Origin of the sequence: Parerythrobacter lacustris, assembly GCF_024626475.1 — a bacterium.
Classification (GTDB): Bacteria; Pseudomonadota; Alphaproteobacteria; order Sphingomonadales; family Sphingomonadaceae; genus Parerythrobacter_A; species Parerythrobacter_A lacustris.
The window spans coordinates 364409-379790 of sequence record NZ_JANKHH010000003.1 but is presented as its reverse complement, the minus strand read 5'-3'; the positions used below and the strand labels follow the sequence as shown (position 1 = coordinate 379790).

21 protein-coding genes are annotated in these 15382 nt (G+C 62.8%); 5 read left to right on the top strand and 16 right to left on the bottom strand.

Annotated elements, in window-relative coordinates; translation table 11 throughout:
• Positions 1-2: 2 nt before the first annotated feature.
• The 4 genes from NSO95_RS05210 to rpmF form a co-directional block, all read right to left on the bottom strand.
• Positions 3-302, bottom strand: a complete 300-nt coding sequence (locus NSO95_RS05210; RefSeq protein WP_257595102.1) for an integration host factor subunit alpha — start codon at positions 300-302, stop codon at positions 3-5.
• Positions 303-423: 121 nt separating this feature from the next.
• Positions 424-1389 carry a beta-ketoacyl-ACP synthase III gene (locus tag NSO95_RS05205; RefSeq protein ID WP_366518992.1) on the bottom strand — a complete coding sequence of 322 codons (966 nt, stop codon included), beginning with the start codon at positions 1387-1389 and terminating at the stop codon, positions 424-426.
• Positions 1386-2453, bottom strand: coding sequence for a phosphate acyltransferase PlsX (plsX, locus tag NSO95_RS05200; RefSeq protein WP_257595101.1), 1068 nt, complete (start codon positions 2451-2453; stop codon positions 1386-1388). The genes NSO95_RS05205 and plsX overlap by 4 nt, the downstream gene beginning before the upstream one ends.
• 28 nt (positions 2454-2481) lie before the next feature.
• The gene (rpmF, locus tag NSO95_RS05195; protein WP_257595100.1) at positions 2482-2661 is read right to left on the bottom strand and encodes a 50S ribosomal protein L32; all 180 of its coding nucleotides are present in this window, start codon (positions 2659-2661) and stop codon (positions 2482-2484) included.
• A 198-nt stretch (positions 2662-2859) separates the two neighbouring features.
• Between rpmF and NSO95_RS05190 the strand changes: the two genes are divergently transcribed.
• Positions 2860-3258, top strand: coding sequence for an MAPEG family protein (locus NSO95_RS05190; protein ID WP_257595099.1), 399 nt, complete (start codon positions 2860-2862; stop codon positions 3256-3258).
• Between the two features lie 21 nt (positions 3259-3279).
• On the opposite strand, the gene NSO95_RS05185 is transcribed toward NSO95_RS05190, so the two are convergent.
• The 5 genes from NSO95_RS05185 to NSO95_RS05165 all read right to left on the bottom strand — a co-directional run bounded on the left by NSO95_RS05185 (position 3280) and on the right by NSO95_RS05165 (position 5462).
• On the bottom strand, positions 3280-3501 hold the full coding sequence (locus NSO95_RS05185) for a hypothetical protein (protein ID WP_257595098.1): 222 nt from the start codon (positions 3499-3501) through the stop codon (positions 3280-3282).
• Positions 3502-3543: 42 nt separating this feature from the next.
• The gene (locus NSO95_RS05180; RefSeq protein ID WP_257595097.1) at positions 3544-3750 is read right to left on the bottom strand and encodes a hypothetical protein; all 207 of its coding nucleotides are present in this window, start codon (positions 3748-3750) and stop codon (positions 3544-3546) included.
• The gene (locus NSO95_RS05175; protein ID WP_257595364.1) at positions 3747-4391 is read right to left on the bottom strand and encodes an MBL fold metallo-hydrolase; all 645 of its coding nucleotides are present in this window, start codon (positions 4389-4391) and stop codon (positions 3747-3749) included. Before NSO95_RS05175 ends, NSO95_RS05180 begins: the two co-directional genes overlap by 4 nt.
• Before the next feature lie 139 nt (positions 4392-4530).
• On the bottom strand, positions 4531-4737 hold the full coding sequence (locus tag NSO95_RS05170) for a hypothetical protein (RefSeq protein WP_257595096.1): 207 nt from the start codon (positions 4735-4737) through the stop codon (positions 4531-4533).
• 77 nt (positions 4738-4814) lie between these two features.
• Positions 4815-5462: a S24 family peptidase gene (locus tag NSO95_RS05165; RefSeq protein ID WP_257595095.1), complete on the bottom strand. Its 648-nt coding sequence runs from the start codon at positions 5460-5462 to the stop codon at positions 4815-4817.
• 173 nt (positions 5463-5635) lie between these two features.
• Here NSO95_RS05165 and NSO95_RS05160 point away from each other — a divergent pair, with 173 nt between their 5' ends.
• The gene (locus NSO95_RS05160; protein WP_257595094.1) at positions 5636-6124 is read left to right on the top strand and encodes a hypothetical protein; all 489 of its coding nucleotides are present in this window, start codon (positions 5636-5638) and stop codon (positions 6122-6124) included.
• 66 nt (positions 6125-6190) lie between these two features.
• Positions 6191-6661: a hypothetical protein gene (locus NSO95_RS05155; RefSeq protein WP_257595093.1), complete on the top strand. Its 471-nt coding sequence runs from the start codon at positions 6191-6193 to the stop codon at positions 6659-6661.
• 53 nt (positions 6662-6714) lie between these two features.
• Here NSO95_RS05155 and NSO95_RS05150 read toward each other — a convergent pair whose 3' ends face one another.
• Entirely contained in the window at positions 6715-7596 is an 882-nt protein-coding gene (locus NSO95_RS05150) for an IS1595 family transposase (protein WP_257595092.1), read from the bottom strand.
• 132 nt (positions 7597-7728) lie between these two features.
• On the opposite strand from NSO95_RS05150, the gene NSO95_RS05145 reads away from it, so the two are divergent.
• Positions 7729-7917 (top strand): hypothetical protein, encoded by a 189-nt coding sequence (locus NSO95_RS05145; protein WP_257595091.1) that lies wholly within the window; start codon positions 7729-7731, stop codon positions 7915-7917.
• The gene (locus tag NSO95_RS05140; RefSeq protein WP_257595090.1) at positions 7907-8266 is read left to right on the top strand and encodes a hypothetical protein; all 360 of its coding nucleotides are present in this window, start codon (positions 7907-7909) and stop codon (positions 8264-8266) included. Before NSO95_RS05145 ends, NSO95_RS05140 begins: the two co-directional genes overlap by 11 nt.
• 228 nt (positions 8267-8494) lie before the next feature.
• Here NSO95_RS05140 and NSO95_RS05135 read toward each other — a convergent pair whose 3' ends face one another.
• The 6 genes from NSO95_RS05135 to cysS all read right to left on the bottom strand — a co-directional run bounded on the left by NSO95_RS05135 (position 8495) and on the right by cysS (position 15341).
• On the bottom strand, positions 8495-9871 hold the full coding sequence (locus tag NSO95_RS05135; RefSeq protein WP_257595089.1) for an aldehyde dehydrogenase family protein: 1377 nt from the start codon (positions 9869-9871) through the stop codon (positions 8495-8497).
• A gap of 123 nt (positions 9872-9994) precedes the next feature.
• Entirely contained in the window at positions 9995-11650 is a 1656-nt protein-coding gene (locus NSO95_RS05130) for an acetolactate synthase large subunit (RefSeq protein ID WP_257595088.1), read from the bottom strand.
• A gap of 322 nt (positions 11651-11972) precedes the next feature.
• On the bottom strand, positions 11973-12911 hold the full coding sequence (locus NSO95_RS05125; protein WP_257595087.1) for a D-2-hydroxyacid dehydrogenase: 939 nt from the start codon (positions 12909-12911) through the stop codon (positions 11973-11975).
• A 67-nt stretch (positions 12912-12978) separates the two neighbouring features.
• Positions 12979-13422: an RES family NAD+ phosphorylase gene (locus NSO95_RS05120; protein WP_257595086.1), complete on the bottom strand. Its 444-nt coding sequence runs from the start codon at positions 13420-13422 to the stop codon at positions 12979-12981.
• Entirely contained in the window at positions 13419-13784 is a 366-nt protein-coding gene (locus NSO95_RS05115; protein ID WP_257595085.1) for a hypothetical protein, read from the bottom strand. The genes NSO95_RS05120 and NSO95_RS05115 overlap by 4 nt, the downstream gene beginning before the upstream one ends.
• Before the next feature lie 36 nt (positions 13785-13820).
• Positions 13821-15341, bottom strand: a complete 1521-nt coding sequence (gene cysS, locus NSO95_RS05110; RefSeq protein ID WP_257595084.1) for a cysteine--tRNA ligase — start codon at positions 15339-15341, stop codon at positions 13821-13823.
• Positions 15342-15382 lie beyond the last annotated feature (41 nt).

Here is a 15382-nt window from a genome sequence, read left to right as displayed (position 1 = left end):
GTTCACCCCTTGGCGATGCGTTCCTTCAGCAGCTGGCTGGCGCGAAAGGTCATCACGCGGCGCGGAGTGATCGGCACTTCGACGCCGGTCTTGGGATTGCGCCCGATGCGTTCCTTCTTGTCGCGCAGCACGAAGCTGCCGAAGCCGGAAATCTTCACATTCTCGCCCCGCGCCATCGCCTCGCACATATGGCCGAGGATCGCCTCGACCATGTCGAGCGACTCCGCGCGCGAGAAGCCCATCTTGCGGTTGATCGTCTCGGCGAGATCGGCGCGGGTAAGGGTACTCATTGATCGGGACATCCACCTGCTCCCATTCGCTGCGACCCGAAAGTAAGAGGCTGGACGGTAACGGAAATAATGCGAGTCGGCAATAAGCGGAGGCATTTAGCCCCGCATTCTGCACAATTGTTTCACACCATGCCTAAAGACGGGCGAGTGAAGCGCCCCAGGTGAAGCCGCCGCCCATCGCCTCGAACATCACCACATCGCCCGGTTTGATCCGCCCGTCGCGCACGGCTGTGTCGAATGCCAGGGGCACCGATGCGGCCGAGGTGTTGGCGTGGCGGTCCACTGTCACGATCACCTTTTCGGCCGGCAGGCCGAGTTTGCGCGCGGTCGCGTCGAGGATGCGGGCATTGGCCTGATGCGGCACCACCCAGTCGATATCGGCCGCCGTCATCCCGACTGCATCGAGCGTCTCCCCCAGCACGTCCGCCAGATTGACCACGGCGTGGCGGAACACTTCGCGCCCCTTCATCCGCAGCTTGCCGACCGTCCCGGTGGTCGATGGACCACCGTCGACATAGAGCAGGTCCTTGTGCTCGCCATCGGCGTGGAGCCGCGTCGCGAGAATCCCCGGCCCGTCTTCCGCCACCTCGGCCGCTTCGAGCACGATCGCCCCCGCCCCGTCGCCGAACAGTACGCAGGTGGTGCGATCTTCCCAATCCAGGATGCGGCTGAAGGTTTCCGCACCGATCACCACCGCGCGCTTGGCCATGCCGGTACGCAGCATCGAGTCTGCTGTGCCCAGCGCATAGAGGAAGCCCGAGCACACCGCGTGGACATCGAACGCGATCCCGCCGCGGCAGCCGAGCGCGCGCTGCACCTGGGTGGCGGTAGCGGGAAAAGTGTGGTCGGGGGTGGCGGTGGCGAGGATGATCAGCTCGACGCTCGCCGGGTCCATGCCGGCCGCATCGAGCGCCTTGCGCGCCGCCTCGGTTGCAAGGGTGGAAGTCGTCTCGCCCTCGCCCGCGATGTAGCGCTGGCGGATGCCGGTGCGTTCGACGATCCATTCGTCACTGGTGTCGACCTGCGCCGCAAGCTGGGCATTGGTGACGCAGTTCTGCGGGAGGACCGAGCCACTGCCCTTGATCAGCGATCGGATCACTTCGCGGCCTCGGCCTCTTCGTCGGTGGTGCCAACGTCCGCTTCGCGCGCGCGCAACTCGGCAAGGCCCGCGCTGATGCGATGGGTCAGGTTTTCCTCCAGCAGGCGCGCGGCAACCGCGACGGCATTGGCGACCCCGCCGGCGGTGGCGCTGCCGTGGCTCTTCACCACCACCCCGTTGAGGCCAAGGAACACCGCGCCATTGTGGTTGTTGGGGTCAAGATGGTGGCGCAGCAACTCGGTCGCCGGCCGCGAGACGAGGAAGCCGACCTTTGAACGAATCGAACTGGTGAAGGCGCGGCGCAGCAGGTCGGTGACGAAGCGCGCGGTGCCTTCGATCGCCTTGAGCGCAATGTTGCCGGAGAATCCGTCGGTCACCACTACATCGACTTCGCCGCGGTTGATCTTGTCCGATTCGACATAGCCATCGAATTGCAGGTCGAGACCGGTTACGGCCTGCAACTGGGCCGCCGCATCGCGCAGCCGGTCGAAGCCCTTGTTTTCTTCGGTGCCGATGTTGAGCAGGCGCACGCGCGGCTTGTCCTTGCCGGTCAGGATGCGCGAATAGGCGGCGCCCATGATCGCGAACTGCACAAGGTTGCGCGCATCGGCCTCGGTATTGGCGCCGAGATCGAGCATCATGACGTCGTTGTCGCCCAGCGTCGGCATGATCGCGGCGAGTGCGGGCCGGTCGATCCCCGGCATGGTGCGCAGCGCGAGCTTGCTCATTGCCATCAGCGCACCAGTGTTGCCCGCGCTCACTGCGGCACCCGCCTTGCCTTCCTTCACCGCATTGACCGCAAGGCCCATCGACGTCGTCTTGGCACGGCGCAGCGCCCGGCTCGGCACCTCATCGCCGCCAACGACATCGCTGCAATGGAGGATTTCGGAGGCCGCGCGCAGATTGGGATGCGATTCGAGCGCGGCCGTGATCCGCGCTTCGTCACCCACCAGCAGGAACTTGAACTTGTCGTGCCGCCGGCGCGCCTCGGCGGCCCCGGCGATCATCACGCGCACGCCTTCATCGCCGCCCATCGCATCGACAGCGATACGCGGCAGGCTCATGGCGTTCTCCGTTTAATGGTCGATTCGATCAGAGACCGACGGCGATGATTTCACGACCGTTATAGTGGCCGCAAGCGGTGCACAGGTTGTGCGGACGCTTGAGTTCGCCGCAGTTCGAGCACTCGTGAAAGGCCTCGACCTTCAGCGAATCGTGCGAGCGGCGGTTACCACGGCGATGCGGCGATACTTTTCTCTTAGGGACAGCCATGGTGGCACCTGTTCCTTAAACTCGGTTCAAATCGTTGCGTTAGCCGCCCTAGGCGAAGCCTGCGGTGCGCACAAGAGTGCGCCGACGCGATGGCCCGGCCATGACGGTGAAGGGGCGCGCTATAGCGAATTCCGCGCCGCTTGCAAGCGGTCTCGACACGCTATAGCCAGCAGGCCGATCAGGGGAGGAATTTCGTTCATGAATATTGTGTTGCCCGTTACGCTCTGCGCCGCCGCCGCTGCGGCGATCATCAACATCTGGCTCGGCATCCGGTGCGGGCAGCTGCGCGGCAAGCTCAAGATCCTGCATGGCGACGATGCCGGCGGCCCGCTGACCCGCCGGATGCGTGCGCAATTGAACTTCGTCGAGAACACGCCTTGGGTGCTGGCGCTGGTCGCCGCCATCGAATTGACCGGCAAGGGCCAGCCGTGGCTCGCCTGGGTCGCGGGCGTCTACATGCTCGGCCGGATCGCCCACGCCATCGGGATGGACAGCGAGGGACCGGCGAAGCCGCGCATGATCGGGGTGCTGATCACCATGCTGACCCAGCTCGGGCTGGCGGTGGTGGCGGTGCTGGTGGTGATTGGGGTGATGTAATACCCGGCGCAAACGCGGACCCTACTCCCAGGAGAAGACGGTCCTCAGGTCGCAGCCTTCCGGCGTTTCACCTTCGTTGAACAGCAATACGCGGTCGATCGCCGCGAAGTGTTGCGGCGTCAGCGGTTGTGCGGAATGGAAGTACGCAGCGCCGTGCTCGCCATTCCAGATCGCCACGACATAGTCGCCGTCCTCCCGGCGCTGTTCGAACCGACCCGGGCGACCTTCTGCAGGCTCGCGCACGATTGCGCCTGGCGGCCTGCCAGCCAAGCCGATTCCGTAAACCTACAGCGTCCCGAAAGCGCCGTCCCAGCGGAAACTTCCGCCATGGATGCCACCTTGCAAAGTCGTGATCGTCTCTCCTTCGAGCAGGTCGATGATCGGCGAATAGCCGCAGAAGCGGCCCGGTCCTGCGAGTTCGCTTGCTGCGACCGAACCCGGGAAGGTGCACGCGGCGAACAATCCAGAAAGGGCGAGCCGCCGAAAGTTCATTGCTGCAGCATGTAGTCGCTGACGAACTGGTTCGTCTGGCGTTCGCGGCCGAAGGTGCTGGTCGGGCCGTGACCGGGAATGAACAGCACGTCCTCGCCCAGAGGCCAGAGCTTTTGCGTGATCGAATCGATCAGGTCCTGGTGGTTGCCGCGCGGGAAGTCGCTGCGGCCGATGCTGCCCTGGAACAGCACGTCGCCGACGATGGCGAATCTCGACGGCCGGTGGAAGAACACCACGTGGCCCGGCGTGTGACCGGGGCAATGGATCACCTCGAGCGTGAGCTCTCCGACGGTTACCGTGTCGCCATCCTCCAGCCAGCGGGTCGGCTCGAAGGTCTTCGCCTCCATCCCCCAGCGTGCGCCGTCGTCGTCGAGTTGCGCGATCCAGAAGCGGTCTTCCTCGTGCGGTCCCTCGATCGGCAGGCCGAGCTCGGCGGCGAGCATCCCCGCCTGCCCGCAATGGTCGAGATGGCCATGGGTGACGAGCAGCTTTTCGAGCGTGACCCCAGCCCGGGCGACTCCCGCCTTGAGCTTGTCCAGATCCCCGCCCGGATCGACCAGCGCACCCTTCATCGTCTTCGTGCACCAGATCAGCGAGCAGTTCTGCTGCAACGGCGTGACGGGGATGATGGCGGCCTTCATCGGCGGCGTGGCGGAGGTGTCGGTCATGGTGGGGAGTTGGCGGGGAGTGGGCTGGATTGCAAGCTGCCATACGCTATTGCGACCGAACCAGCAGGGCCGATTGCGGGCGACCAGTTAGACAATACCTCGCATCTCAAGTCTAGAAGATCGAGATTGCCAACCCGAACACACCACCAATGATCCCGCCGACCGACAACATGACGGTTATCCAGAACAGGCCGGGATGGTCACCGTGCCGTTCACCATTCATCCCTCCCGGACCAGGAGCTACGCCACTCCGCATCATCGAAACCAAGCCGACTGCACCAATGACGATCCATGAAAGATAAATCACAATGTCGAGCATGGCTTGGCTCTACCTCAATTTAGTCCAGCAATCATTGGTTTGCACTTCGAATGTCGGGAAAGGGCGAAAATCGAGCTTTATAATCGCCCGCTCTTCCACACCACCCGCCCGATAATCTCGATATCCTCCGCCCCCACCTCGATCGGGGGGTAGGCGAGGTTCTGGCTTAGCAGGGTGAAGCGTCCGCCGCCCTGCGCAGCGACGCGTTTGACCAGCAGGGTGTCGTCCAGCCGCACCACGTGAATGCCGTCGCGGAAGGGTTGCGGGGCGTGGTCGACCAGCACCTCGTCGCCCGCGCGCAGCAGGGGTTCCATCGAGTCGCCCTCGACCGCGATGGCGGAGAGCTTCGATCCGTCGAGACCCTGTTCGCGCAGCCAGCGGCGCGAGAAGCGGAAATTGTCGAACGGCGCCTCCTCGTGGCTTACCGCGCCCGGACCCGCCGATGCCGCGAGCGAAAGGCGCGGTACATCGACCCACCCCCCGTCGATCGGTAGCTTGCGCGTCGGAGTGTAGGATTTATCCTCCGCCCCGCCGAGTTCGGATTCGGCGACCCCGAAGAAGTCAGCCAACAGCCGCCGGTCGCGCTCTTCCAGCCGACGCGGGCTGCCCTTGCGGATAAACTGCTGCAAATACGTGGGGTTGCGCCCGATCATATCGGACAGACCGGCCAGGCTGGTACCCGACTGGCGGCTCAATTCGAGCAATCTTTCGCGTGCATTCGACATGTTCGTCCTCATCGTCGATGGATTTCCTGCCTACACGATGTATTTTTCCTAGACAAGTAGGATTTGGCGATTATCCCCCTCAAACACGTAGAGGAATCCATGTCTAGGATACAGAAAACACAGCAGATTATTGCCGACTCCCGTTTAGGCGGGGGCGGTGATATGGCGGGTGGATGGGATTCATCAAATACTTCACCAAGGCCGACAATTGGCTTGATGTTGTGCAGCGGTGGGGGCTTGCCGCGCTTTCACTTTGGGGTGCCCTCACTTGGCTTTCAACACAAATGAGCCGGTTGGGTGACCTGAATTGGGCCGATGCGCTAGCTGCTGGGTTGGCGGGCACACTTGCGACCATACTGGTTGTCGCCGCCCTACTTGCTGCGATCCGCTATTTTCGCCCTCTGTCTTCTCCTACGCCGCAACAGATTCTAGACTCATTGCCGGGTGACGAAGAATTACAGCCCGGTCTTGGAGAACTTGAAGCTGAGATCATCGCTTTAAGAGCAAGCGTCCGAGAGATTTCTGAGGATCGAAAGCTGATCATCGAAGATTATCAGCGGATGACAGGGCTAGAGGCAAGACTGACAGAGCGAACTGACAATGTCGAAAAGGCCGCTCGTAGCTACTCAGATGGAATAGTTGAAGTAGTGAAGTCTAATTAGGCTGAAAATTCCGCGTTTTTGAATTCGTTTCAAGAGAGCAATGCGCGAGATCACTCGACAATCTTCTTGGCTTTACAAGCGATAAAAGCCCGCGAAACTGAAAAATTCTACAGTGAGATGATCGAGTATGAAGGCGAGATGATTGAGGCCAAGGTGAAAGCAGGTGAGCGATTTACAGAGGCGGATTGGGCGAAATGGGAAGGCCATGATAATCGGTTTCATTCTTCTCTCTACAAATGGCTCGATCTAGGCGTGGGATGGTTTCCCGGCGCTAGAGAGATGATCGAGGAAGTAGACCCACGCAGCCTTACTATTCCCGATTGGGGCAACCTTGACAGCCTTTTGCCCGGTTCCAACGCCGTCACGAAATACAAGATTTCAGTTATCAAGTTTCGAAATTGGCAGAGGGTTCGCAACCAAGTTCGAACTGCCATATACCATGCGGCATTCGGTGGCCCCAACAGTGGTGACTTGCTGCAATCCATCCCTGGCGGTGGGCCAACTGTCGAGCGTGTGCTAGGAGACTATGATGGCTGAGGCGAACAACAAATTCGACCGCCTCCTAGAGGCGATGGCTAACGGCGAAGCGCCTAGCAGCGCCCGAACGAAGCCATCAACTCAGGAAGCATCGCGTGAGGAAACGCCCGCCAGTTGTGGCGAAACTCAAACTCGCCAAGATACTTCGAAAGATGCTTCTGACTGACATGGATATGCGTTCCGTTGATCGAGCGCTTAAGCTGCGACCAGTAGCCTTCTAGGCCGTTCACGGTCGCACCCGACTTGCGGCAAACATACTCGCCAGCACTGTGGTTGACGCGCTTGTGAGTGAAGCCAGCGACGAACGGGATTCCCTTGTATCCGTTCAATTCGTCGGTGTGGATTTCAGTCAGTGGCAGGACGTTGCCAGCGATATGCGGCATGATATCAGCCGAACGGCGGCTTTCGACAACGCGGGTAATCACATCGCCGTTGCGCTCGCGCATACCCAGCACGATTGTCTTGCCCTTGCCGCCCATTCCACCGGCCCTGTAGCCGCCAAGGAACGTCTCGTCGATTTCGACAACGGTATCTTCGCCGCCAAGGGGAGGGTCACCGTCAACCAGCGCCATATACTTGCGGATTTCATGGCACATGCGCCACGCGGTTTTGTAGGTCACGCCTAGCTGGCGCTCGACTTCCTTAGCCGCCACGCCGCTGCGCGAAGTGGTGAACAGAAACATGACATGAAACCAATCGCGCAGGCTCGTGCGGGTGCGATGGAAGGGCGTTCCGGCAGTCGGATAGAGTTGGTGGCCGCAATGCTCGCAACCATACGAGCGGCGCTTTGCGATCCGGTAGAACTTCGCTTCCTTGCCGCACTTTTCGCACTCGTGACGTTCGCCAAAGCGGACCAGCTTAAGGTGCTCTAGGCAGCTTTCCTCAGTGGGGAAGCGGGCCTGAAACTGACGGAGGGTGATTGCTTTCTTTGCCATGCACATTGTGTAGCAGAAGCCGCTACGTGTCGCAAGGGGATAATCGCCTAGGATTTCGCGCAGCACGACTCGGGGGATCGAGCGAGTCGGGGTGGGCCCGGCACGCGCGCCAATCCATCGCTGGGGAGCCGCATGCTTATCCGAACCATCGAGAAATTCCTTCGCCAGACCGGGATGCCCGCGACCAAGTTCGGGCGCTTGGTGGCCCACGATCCTCGCTTCGTGATCGACCTGCGCAACGGACGAATCCCGCGCACCGGGACCGAGCGCCGGGTGCAGAGCTTCATCGCTTCCTATCAGGGAGAAGCCCATGTCAATTGATCCGCCCGCCTTCCCCGCCCCGCCGCGCCGAGTACGCCGGACCATGGCCGACCGCTTGCGTGAAGCCGTGCTGGCGCTGTCTGACGGGCAAGGATCGGTGCTCGCGCATGCCGAGCAGCCGTGGGCCAGCATCACCTTCGCCGGTTCACGGCATCGGCTGCGGATTGCCTACGCCGGTCCGGAAGAGGTCGACGCTGGCGAAGTGCTGATTGCAATCCTGCCCGAACACGAATTCACCCTGCCCGGCCAGCTGGTCGCGGACGCGACGGTGACCGGCGTCGAGCACACCATGCTGCCCCAACCCCGACTGGTGGTGGAGTGCGAGATCCTGTTACTGGAGGAGGGGTGAATTTTGCCGGATTTGCGCCATCCATAGAGAGTGTCAACCGTGTCAACACCCACTCCCCCCCCCGCGCCGCCTTCCATCCACGTCGCCCCGGCCCCCGAGCCGGGGTCCCGCTATTCTTCGAGCGCGGTGCCAGAGCCAGCGGGACCCCGGATCAAGTCCGGAGAGATGGTGTTAGGTTGGTTCGAAAGGTCGCAAGGACAGTGTCAACAGTGTCAACACCCGCTGCGCCTACGACCTGATCACGATCATCTTCTCGATCGTCATCTCGTGGCAAGTGTAGGGAATTCCGCCAACCCCGTGGCCCGAGGTCCGCAGCCCGGCGAAAGGCATCCAGTCGGTGCGGAAGGCGGTGTGGTCGTTCACCATCACCGCCGAGGCGTCGATATTGCGATAGGTGTGCATCGCTGCCGACAAATCGTTGGTGAACACCGCCGCCTGGAACGCCACGTCGAGCGAATTGGCCTGTTTGATCGCCGCGTCGACATCGTCGTAGGAATAGATGCACACCGCAGGCCCGAACACCTCGTTGCGCGAGATCGTCGCCTCGGGTGACGGATTGAGCAGCACCGTGGGCGCATAGGTCGTGTCGGACAGCTTCTCTCCGCCGGACAGGATTTTCGCCCCGCCCGCGCGCGCCTCGTCGATCCACTGGGCGACGCGGTCGACCTCCTTCGGGCGGATCAGCGGGCCGCACTCGGTGTCTTCATGGATCGCGTTGCCGACCTTGAGCGCTTTCGCCCCTTCGGCCATCCGCGCGGCAAGCTCGTCGACCACCGAGGCGTGGGCGAACACCCGCTGGACCGAAACGCAGACCTGCCCCGAATGGTAGAAGCCGCCCTTGAGCAGGCTCGGCACCGCCTTGTCGAGATCGGCGGTCGCATCGACGATCACCGGCGCGACCCCGCCGTGCTCCAGCGCGCAGCGCGCGCCGGGTGCGAGCTTCGAGCGCAGCCCCCAGCCGACTCCCGCCGAGCCGATGAAGCTGAAGAAGGCGACGCGCGGATCGGTCACCATCCGTTCGGAGGCATCGCGCGGCGGCGCAACCGCCCGCGCCCAGCCGGGTTCGAGCCCTGCCTCGTGAAGGATGTCGATGAACTCGAAGCAGGACAGCGGCGTGTCGCTCGCCGGCTTGACGATCACCGGGCAGCCGGTCGCCACCGCGGGCGCGACCTGATGGACGATCAGGTTGAGCGGGTGGTTGAAGGCCGAAACCGCCACCACCACGCCGATCGGCTCGCGCGTGGTCCACGCCAGCCGCCCGTCACCCGCGGCGGTCAGCCCCATCGGGATTTCGGTGCCGCGCAGCGCGCCGATCTCGTGGATGCACAGCTCCATGCCGTTGATCGCCCGGTCGACCTCGACCCGCGCGTCGATCAGCGGCTTGCCGCCTTCGTTGGCGACCTGGAAGGCGAGATGATCGCGCCGCTCGCGCATGATCTCCATCGCCTTGTGGAGGATCGCCGCGCGCTGGTGCGGCTTCTTCCACTGCGACCGGTCGCGCCACAGCGCATGGGCTTCGGCGAGGTATCCGTCGACCGTATCCCAGTCGGCGGTCGGAACGCTGCCGATTGGTTGGAGATCGAACGGATTGACGACTTCGTGCATGGTTCCTTCCTTCCCCCCTCCCCTTCAGGGGAGGGGCCGGGGGTGGGGACAGACGGGCGAGCCCGACACCGTGCGGACAGCCCCCACCCCAACCCCTTCCCTGAAGAGGAGGGGCTTACAAGATCAGAGCTTCTTCGACAGTTCCTTGATGTCGATGTTGAGGATCTGGTCGTTCTCGCTGTAATCCACCGGGCAGTCGATCAGATGCACGCCGGGCGTGTCGCGCGTATGCGCCAGCAGTTCGGCGAGATGCGCCGCGCTCTCGACCCGGTGACCATGCGCCCCGTAGCTTTCGGCATACTTCACAAAATCCGGGTTCTCGTAGGTCAGGCCCCAATCCTTGAAGCCCATGTTGGCCTGCTTCCAGCGGATCATGCCGTAGGAATTGTCGTTGAGGATCAGCACGGTCATGTTGAGGCCCAGCCGGACGGCGGTTTCCATCTCCTGGCTGTTCATCATGAACCCGCCGTCGCCGCAGATCGCCATTACCTTGCGTTCGGGATAGACCATCGCGCTCATCATCGCCGACGGCAGGCCCGCGCCCATGGTGGCAAGCGCATTGTCGAGCAGCACGGTGTTGGGCCGGTATGCGGAGTACCCGCGCGCGAACCAGATCTTGTACACCCCGTTGTCGAGACAGATGATCGCATCTTCCGGCAGCGCATCGCGGATCGCCTGGACCAGATGCGGCGGGAAGATCGGGAAGCGCGTATCCTGGGCCAACGGAGCGGTGTGATCGACCTCCGCCTTGCGATAGGCGAGCATATGGTCGAATTTCCAGCTCCCGTTGGGAACGATGTCTTCCTTGATCTGCCAGATCGCGTTGGCGATATCTCCGATCACCTCGATCTGCGGGAAATAGACCGGATCGACCTCCGCCGTCTTGGTCGAGATATGGATCACCGTCGGCCCGCCGGCCTTCATGAAGAAGGGCGGCTTCTCGATCACGTCGTGGCCCAGATTGACGATGCAGTCCGACGCCTCGACCGCACGGTGGACGAAATCGCCCGCCGACAGCGCGGCGCAGCCGAGGAACTTCGGATGCCGCTCGTCGATCACACCCTTGCCGAGCTGGGTGGTGAGGAAGGGGATGCCGGTTTTCTCGATGAACTGCTGCAGCATGCGGCTGGTCATGGTGCGGTTGGCCCCCGCCCCGATCACCAGCACCGGCGAATTCGCTGCCTCGATCGCCTTCACTGCAACGCGGATCGATTTCACATCGGCGGTCGGGCGGCGGACATGGCTGCGCTGGAGCGGCACCGAATCGGTTTTTTCCTCGGCAATGTCTTCAGGAAATTCGATGTGCGTGGCACCCGGCTTTTCCTCTTCGGCCAGGCGGATCGCCTCGCGCACACGGCTGGGGATGTTGTCCGCGCTGGCGAGCTGGTGGGTGAACTTAGTGATCGGCTTCATCATGCCCACCACGTCGAGGATCTGGAACCGGCCCTGCTTCGATTTCTTGATCGGCTTCTGCCCGGTGACCATCAGGATCGGCATCCCGCCGAGCTGAGCGTAGGCGGCGGCGGTGACGAAGTTGGTCGCCCCCGGGCCGAGCGTCGCCATGCACACCCCGGTCTTGCCGGTGTGTCGGCCGTAGGTCGCGGCCATGAAACCGGCGCCCTGCTCGTGCCGGGTGAGGATCAGCTTGATCTTGGTCGAGCGCGACAGGCTGTCCAGCATGTCGAGGTTTTCCTCGCCCGGAACGCCGAAAATATACTCGACCCCCTCTTCCTCGAGGCATTGGATGAAAAGGTCGGAAGCTTTCGTCAGATCGGCCATCGCGTGTGTCCCCTCACAACGCCCCGCATGGGCGTTTCCAGTGAATTTCGGTCGCGACCGCCGGCGGTTCGGGAATCCCTTCCGCTCTGGTTGAACGGCCTAACAAAAGGCAGGGCAGGAGTCACCGCCCTAAAGCACATTGCGAGCATATGCTGCGCAATCGGACGCCCGAGCGCAAATTCTGCTTCTTTTGTCATTCCCGCGAAGGCGGGAATCCATGGAACCGCGTGCGCCCTGGATCCCGTATTCGCGGGGATGACAAGCGTATGGGGTTGCACGGAGGAGCAAGCGATGCGCCTTAAAGGGCGCACTCTGTTTCCGCTCAATAACCGCGCGCGGGATCGAACAGCGGGCTCAGCTCGCCGCCATTGAGATAGGCGTCGAGATTGGCGAGAAACCGTTCGGCCGAGCGGACGAACATCGAATTCTGCGCCCGGCCCGACAGATGCATGGTGACATGCGCGTTTTCGAGGTCCCACAGCCGGTGGTCGGACGGCAGGGGTTCGGGCTCGCAAACATCGAGCAGTGCGGCACCGATCGCCTTCGCTTCGAGCGCGGCGATCAGCGCCTTCTGGTCGACCACCGCCCCGCGCGCGATGTTCACCAGTACCGCGCTGCTTTTCATCGCCGCCAGTTCCGCCGCGCCGATCATGCCGTCGGTTTCGGGGGTTGCCGGGACCGCGAGGATCACCCAGTCGAACTCGCCGAGCCGCGCCCGCCACTCGTCCGGCCCCAGCGCGCCGTCCGCCCCCGAACGCCGCACGGGAACGACCTCGACCCCCAGCCCTTCGAGCCGCGGTCTGATCTGCTGCCCGATCGCGCCATAGCCCAGCAAGAGCGCGCGGGTGCCGGGCAGTTCGATCTTGCCCGGACTGTCGAGCAGCCATTCGTGCCGGTCCTGCGCGCGCACCACATCGCGATAGCCCTTGGCGTGGACCAGCATCATCATGGTGACATATTCGGCGATCGCGATCGCGTTGATCCCCGCGCCATTGGTCACCTTGACCCCGCGCTGGTGCAGCAGGTCGAGCGGCAGGAAATCCAATCCGGCATAGATCGAATTGAGCCACTTCAGATTGGTCGCGCGGCGCACCGCCTCGGCCATCGGCTCCTTGTCGTTGAGATCGAACCAGCCGATCTCCGCCTCGGGCGCGAGCGCGAACATCTCGTCAAGCGAGGCGAAATAGCGCGCATCGACCCCCGCAGGGATGCGATGCTCGACCATCGGTCGGATCAGGGCGCTGAGTACGGCGGTGGGCATGTCGGCGGTGTCCTCTCGTCTGGCTGCACATGACCGCATGCCTGCCGAATCTGCAAGCGGCTTGGGATCAATCCTGCCAGTCGGGCAGCTTGAGACACTCGCGGAAGTCGAACGGTCGGGTCTGGAGGGCCGGCACCGATGCAGCATCCGGGTGGCGTGGATTCATCATGACCACATCGGCTTCGGGCAGGACAGCGGACTGTACCGCCGCCAGCAGCGTGCGACCCGAAGCGAGCCAGTCGTCGCCGATGCGGCGCTTATCGGCGGGATCTGCAACGAAAGGCAGGCGTTCCGGCGTGGCATCGATCTCGGTCCAGCCGAGCCGATAATCTTCGTCGATGCCCGCAAGATCGTGCGGCAGGTAGCGCAGCACCACCAGCACCGCGAGGCCGGGTTCCGAGGCGAAGTTGACCACCGGCCTACCGGGCGAAACCCAGCGCGCACCATGCTTCTCCGGCCCCGATCCGTCGAGTGCCAAGTATGGCGCACGGGTGAGACGCCAGAGCTTCATCGACCAATCAAACCGAAGGCGAAAGCAGCAGCGAGCACTAGCACGGGCATACCAAGCAGATCGACGGTAGCAATCATCTTGAGCTGGGGCGGACAACCGGCGCGCCACCAAAGAAACAGAAAGGAGGTCATGCTGATAGCGGCCACAACGCTGGCTAGCGGACGACTCGGCGGATGAAATGCCGCGATAATGCAAGTGATGAACACAGCCAGAAACAGCGCCGCGCGGTGATGCATGAGCAGGAACAGCGGATTGTCCGGACCGACCCGGTAAAGCGACTGCATCTGCGCGGGCCGGAAGAATGCCAGGGCGGGCATGGCGTGAACGGCGGCGAGGATGAGCCAGAAGATAGGTTGCAGCATGCAACTGTTTTATTCACCCGAAACGGATTTGCAAGGTCAATCCAGCTTCCACTCCCAGCCGAGCGGGTCGCCGTCCATCACCTCGACCCCCTTGGCCGCGAGCTCGTCGCGCAGTGCGTCGGAGCGGGCGAAATCCTTCGCGGCACGGGCTTCCTTGCGCTCGGCCAGCGCGGCCTCGATTTCGGTCTCGGTGATTTGCGCGGTGTTGGGGCGGATGCGGAGGTCAGCGCGGGTGAGGTTCAGGAGGTCGAGGCCGAGGACGTCGTCGATTGCGGCGATACTATTCAAGCGGTCAGACGCTGATTGGTACTCCGAACCGGGGCCGAGGATTAGCTCAATCTCTGACACAGCAATTGGCGTATTTAGATCGTTGCACATGCTCTGGTCGATCACGAGGAGATTGCGTACGCTAGTTAGATCATCGAACTTTAGACTCACATACTTCCAGAGTGTCCATTCTCCTTTCAGGACTTCCGGGATCCAATCGGAGGTGTTCCGCTCTCGATACTTCGCTTTCAGTCGCTCGACCCCCATCACCATCCGCTTCAACCGCACCAGCGCCGCTTCCAGCCCCTCCCACGAGAACTCCAGCTCGCTGCGGTAATGCGCCTGCAGGCACATCATACGGTAGGCGAGCGGGTGGAAGCCCTTGTCGACCAGCAGTTGCAGCCGCAGGAATTCGCCCGAGGACTTGGACATCTTGCCGCTGCGCTCGACCAGGAAGTTGTTGTGCATCCAGATCTTCGCGCCCGAATTGCGCGCATCATCCAAGCCATTCGTGCAGCAATAGGCCTGGTTCTGGGCGATCTCGTTCGGATGGTGGATCTCGCGGTGGTCGATCCCGCCGGTGTGGATGTCGAACGGAAAGCCAAGCAGCGCCTCGCCCATCACCGAGCATTCGAGATGCCAGCCGGGCGCGCCCTTGCCCCACGGGCTGTCCCATTCCATCTGCCGCGTCTCGCCCGGCGGGGTCTTGCGCCAGATGGCGAAATCGGCGGCGTTGCGCTTGCCTTCGACGCTTTCGATCCGGCCCTCCCCGTCCTCGGTCACCGCGCGCGCCAGCCGGCCATAGTCGGCCACGGTCGATACGTCGAAATAGAGCCCGCTCTCCAGTTCGTAGCAATGCTCCGGCGCGATCCTCTCGCCCCATGCGATCATCGCTTCGACATATTCGGTCGCGCGCGGATGCTGTTTGGGCTGCACGTTGAGCCGCGCGAGGTCGCGCTCGAAATCTTGCTGGTAGAATTTCGCGATATCCCACGCGCTCTTGCCTTCGCGCGCGGCCATCTTCTCCATCTTGTCCTCGCCCTCGTCGGCGTCGGAGGTGAGGTGGCCGACATCGGTGATATTGATCACGTGGGTGAGCTTGTAGCCCTTCCATTGCAGCACCCGCCCCAGCGTGTCGGCGAACACGTAAGCGCGCATATTGCCGATATGCTGGTAGTTGTAGACCGTCGGCCCGCACGAATAGACCCGTGCCTCGCCGGGGTGGACGGGCTGGAACTCCTCCAGCTGGCGGGTCAGGCTGTTCAACAGCTTGAGAGGTGCGTCGGTCATCGCTGCGCGCCTTGCACGCGGCTCTGGCCGGCGGTCAAGGC

What these genes read in the sequence shown, in the direction of transcription:
- plsX (WP_257595101.1), bottom strand. Translation starts at nt 2,453, where the DNA reads ATGAGCCTGCCGCGTATCGCTGTCGATGCGATGGGCGGCGATGAAGGC.
- cysS (WP_257595084.1), bottom strand. Translation starts at nt 15,341, where the DNA reads ATGACCGACGCACCTCTCAAGCTGTTGAACAGCCTGACCCGCCAGCTG.
- NSO95_RS05140 (WP_257595090.1), top strand. Translation starts at nt 7,907, where the DNA reads ATGTCAATTGATCCGCCCGCCTTCCCCGCCCCGCCGCGCCGAGTACGC.
- NSO95_RS05125 (WP_257595087.1), bottom strand. Translation starts at nt 12,911, where the DNA reads ATGCCCACCGCCGTACTCAGCGCCCTGATCCGACCGATGGTCGAGCAT.
- NSO95_RS05165 (WP_257595095.1), bottom strand. Translation starts at nt 5,462, where the DNA reads ATGTCGAATGCACGCGAAAGATTGCTCGAATTGAGCCGCCAGTCGGGT.
- NSO95_RS05130 (WP_257595088.1), bottom strand. Translation starts at nt 11,650, where the DNA reads ATGGCCGATCTGACGAAAGCTTCCGACCTTTTCATCCAATGCCTCGAG.
- NSO95_RS05175 (WP_257595364.1), bottom strand. Translation starts at nt 4,391, where the DNA reads ATGAAGGCCGCCATCATCCCCGTCACGCCGTTGCAGCAGAACTGCTCG.
- NSO95_RS05115 (WP_257595085.1), bottom strand. Translation starts at nt 13,784, where the DNA reads ATGCTGCAACCTATCTTCTGGCTCATCCTCGCCGCCGTTCACGCCATG.
- NSO95_RS05190 (WP_257595099.1), top strand. Translation starts at nt 2,860, where the DNA reads ATGAATATTGTGTTGCCCGTTACGCTCTGCGCCGCCGCCGCTGCGGCG.
- NSO95_RS05145 (WP_257595091.1), top strand. Translation starts at nt 7,729, where the DNA reads ATGCTTATCCGAACCATCGAGAAATTCCTTCGCCAGACCGGGATGCCC.
- NSO95_RS05180 (WP_257595097.1), bottom strand. Translation starts at nt 3,750, where the DNA reads ATGAACTTTCGGCGGCTCGCCCTTTCTGGATTGTTCGCCGCGTGCACC.
- NSO95_RS05160 (WP_257595094.1), top strand. Translation starts at nt 5,636, where the DNA reads ATGGGATTCATCAAATACTTCACCAAGGCCGACAATTGGCTTGATGTT.
- NSO95_RS05135 (WP_257595089.1), bottom strand. Translation starts at nt 9,871, where the DNA reads ATGCACGAAGTCGTCAATCCGTTCGATCTCCAACCAATCGGCAGCGTT.
- rpmF (WP_257595100.1), bottom strand. Translation starts at nt 2,661, where the DNA reads ATGGCTGTCCCTAAGAGAAAAGTATCGCCGCATCGCCGTGGTAACCGC.
- NSO95_RS05150 (WP_257595092.1), bottom strand. Translation starts at nt 7,596, where the DNA reads ATGGCAAAGAAAGCAATCACCCTCCGTCAGTTTCAGGCCCGCTTCCCC.
- NSO95_RS05210 (WP_257595102.1), bottom strand. Translation starts at nt 302, where the DNA reads ATGTCCCGATCAATGAGTACCCTTACCCGCGCCGATCTCGCCGAGACG.
- NSO95_RS05170 (WP_257595096.1), bottom strand. Translation starts at nt 4,737, where the DNA reads ATGCTCGACATTGTGATTTATCTTTCATGGATCGTCATTGGTGCAGTC.
- NSO95_RS05120 (WP_257595086.1), bottom strand. Translation starts at nt 13,422, where the DNA reads ATGAAGCTCTGGCGTCTCACCCGTGCGCCATACTTGGCACTCGACGGA.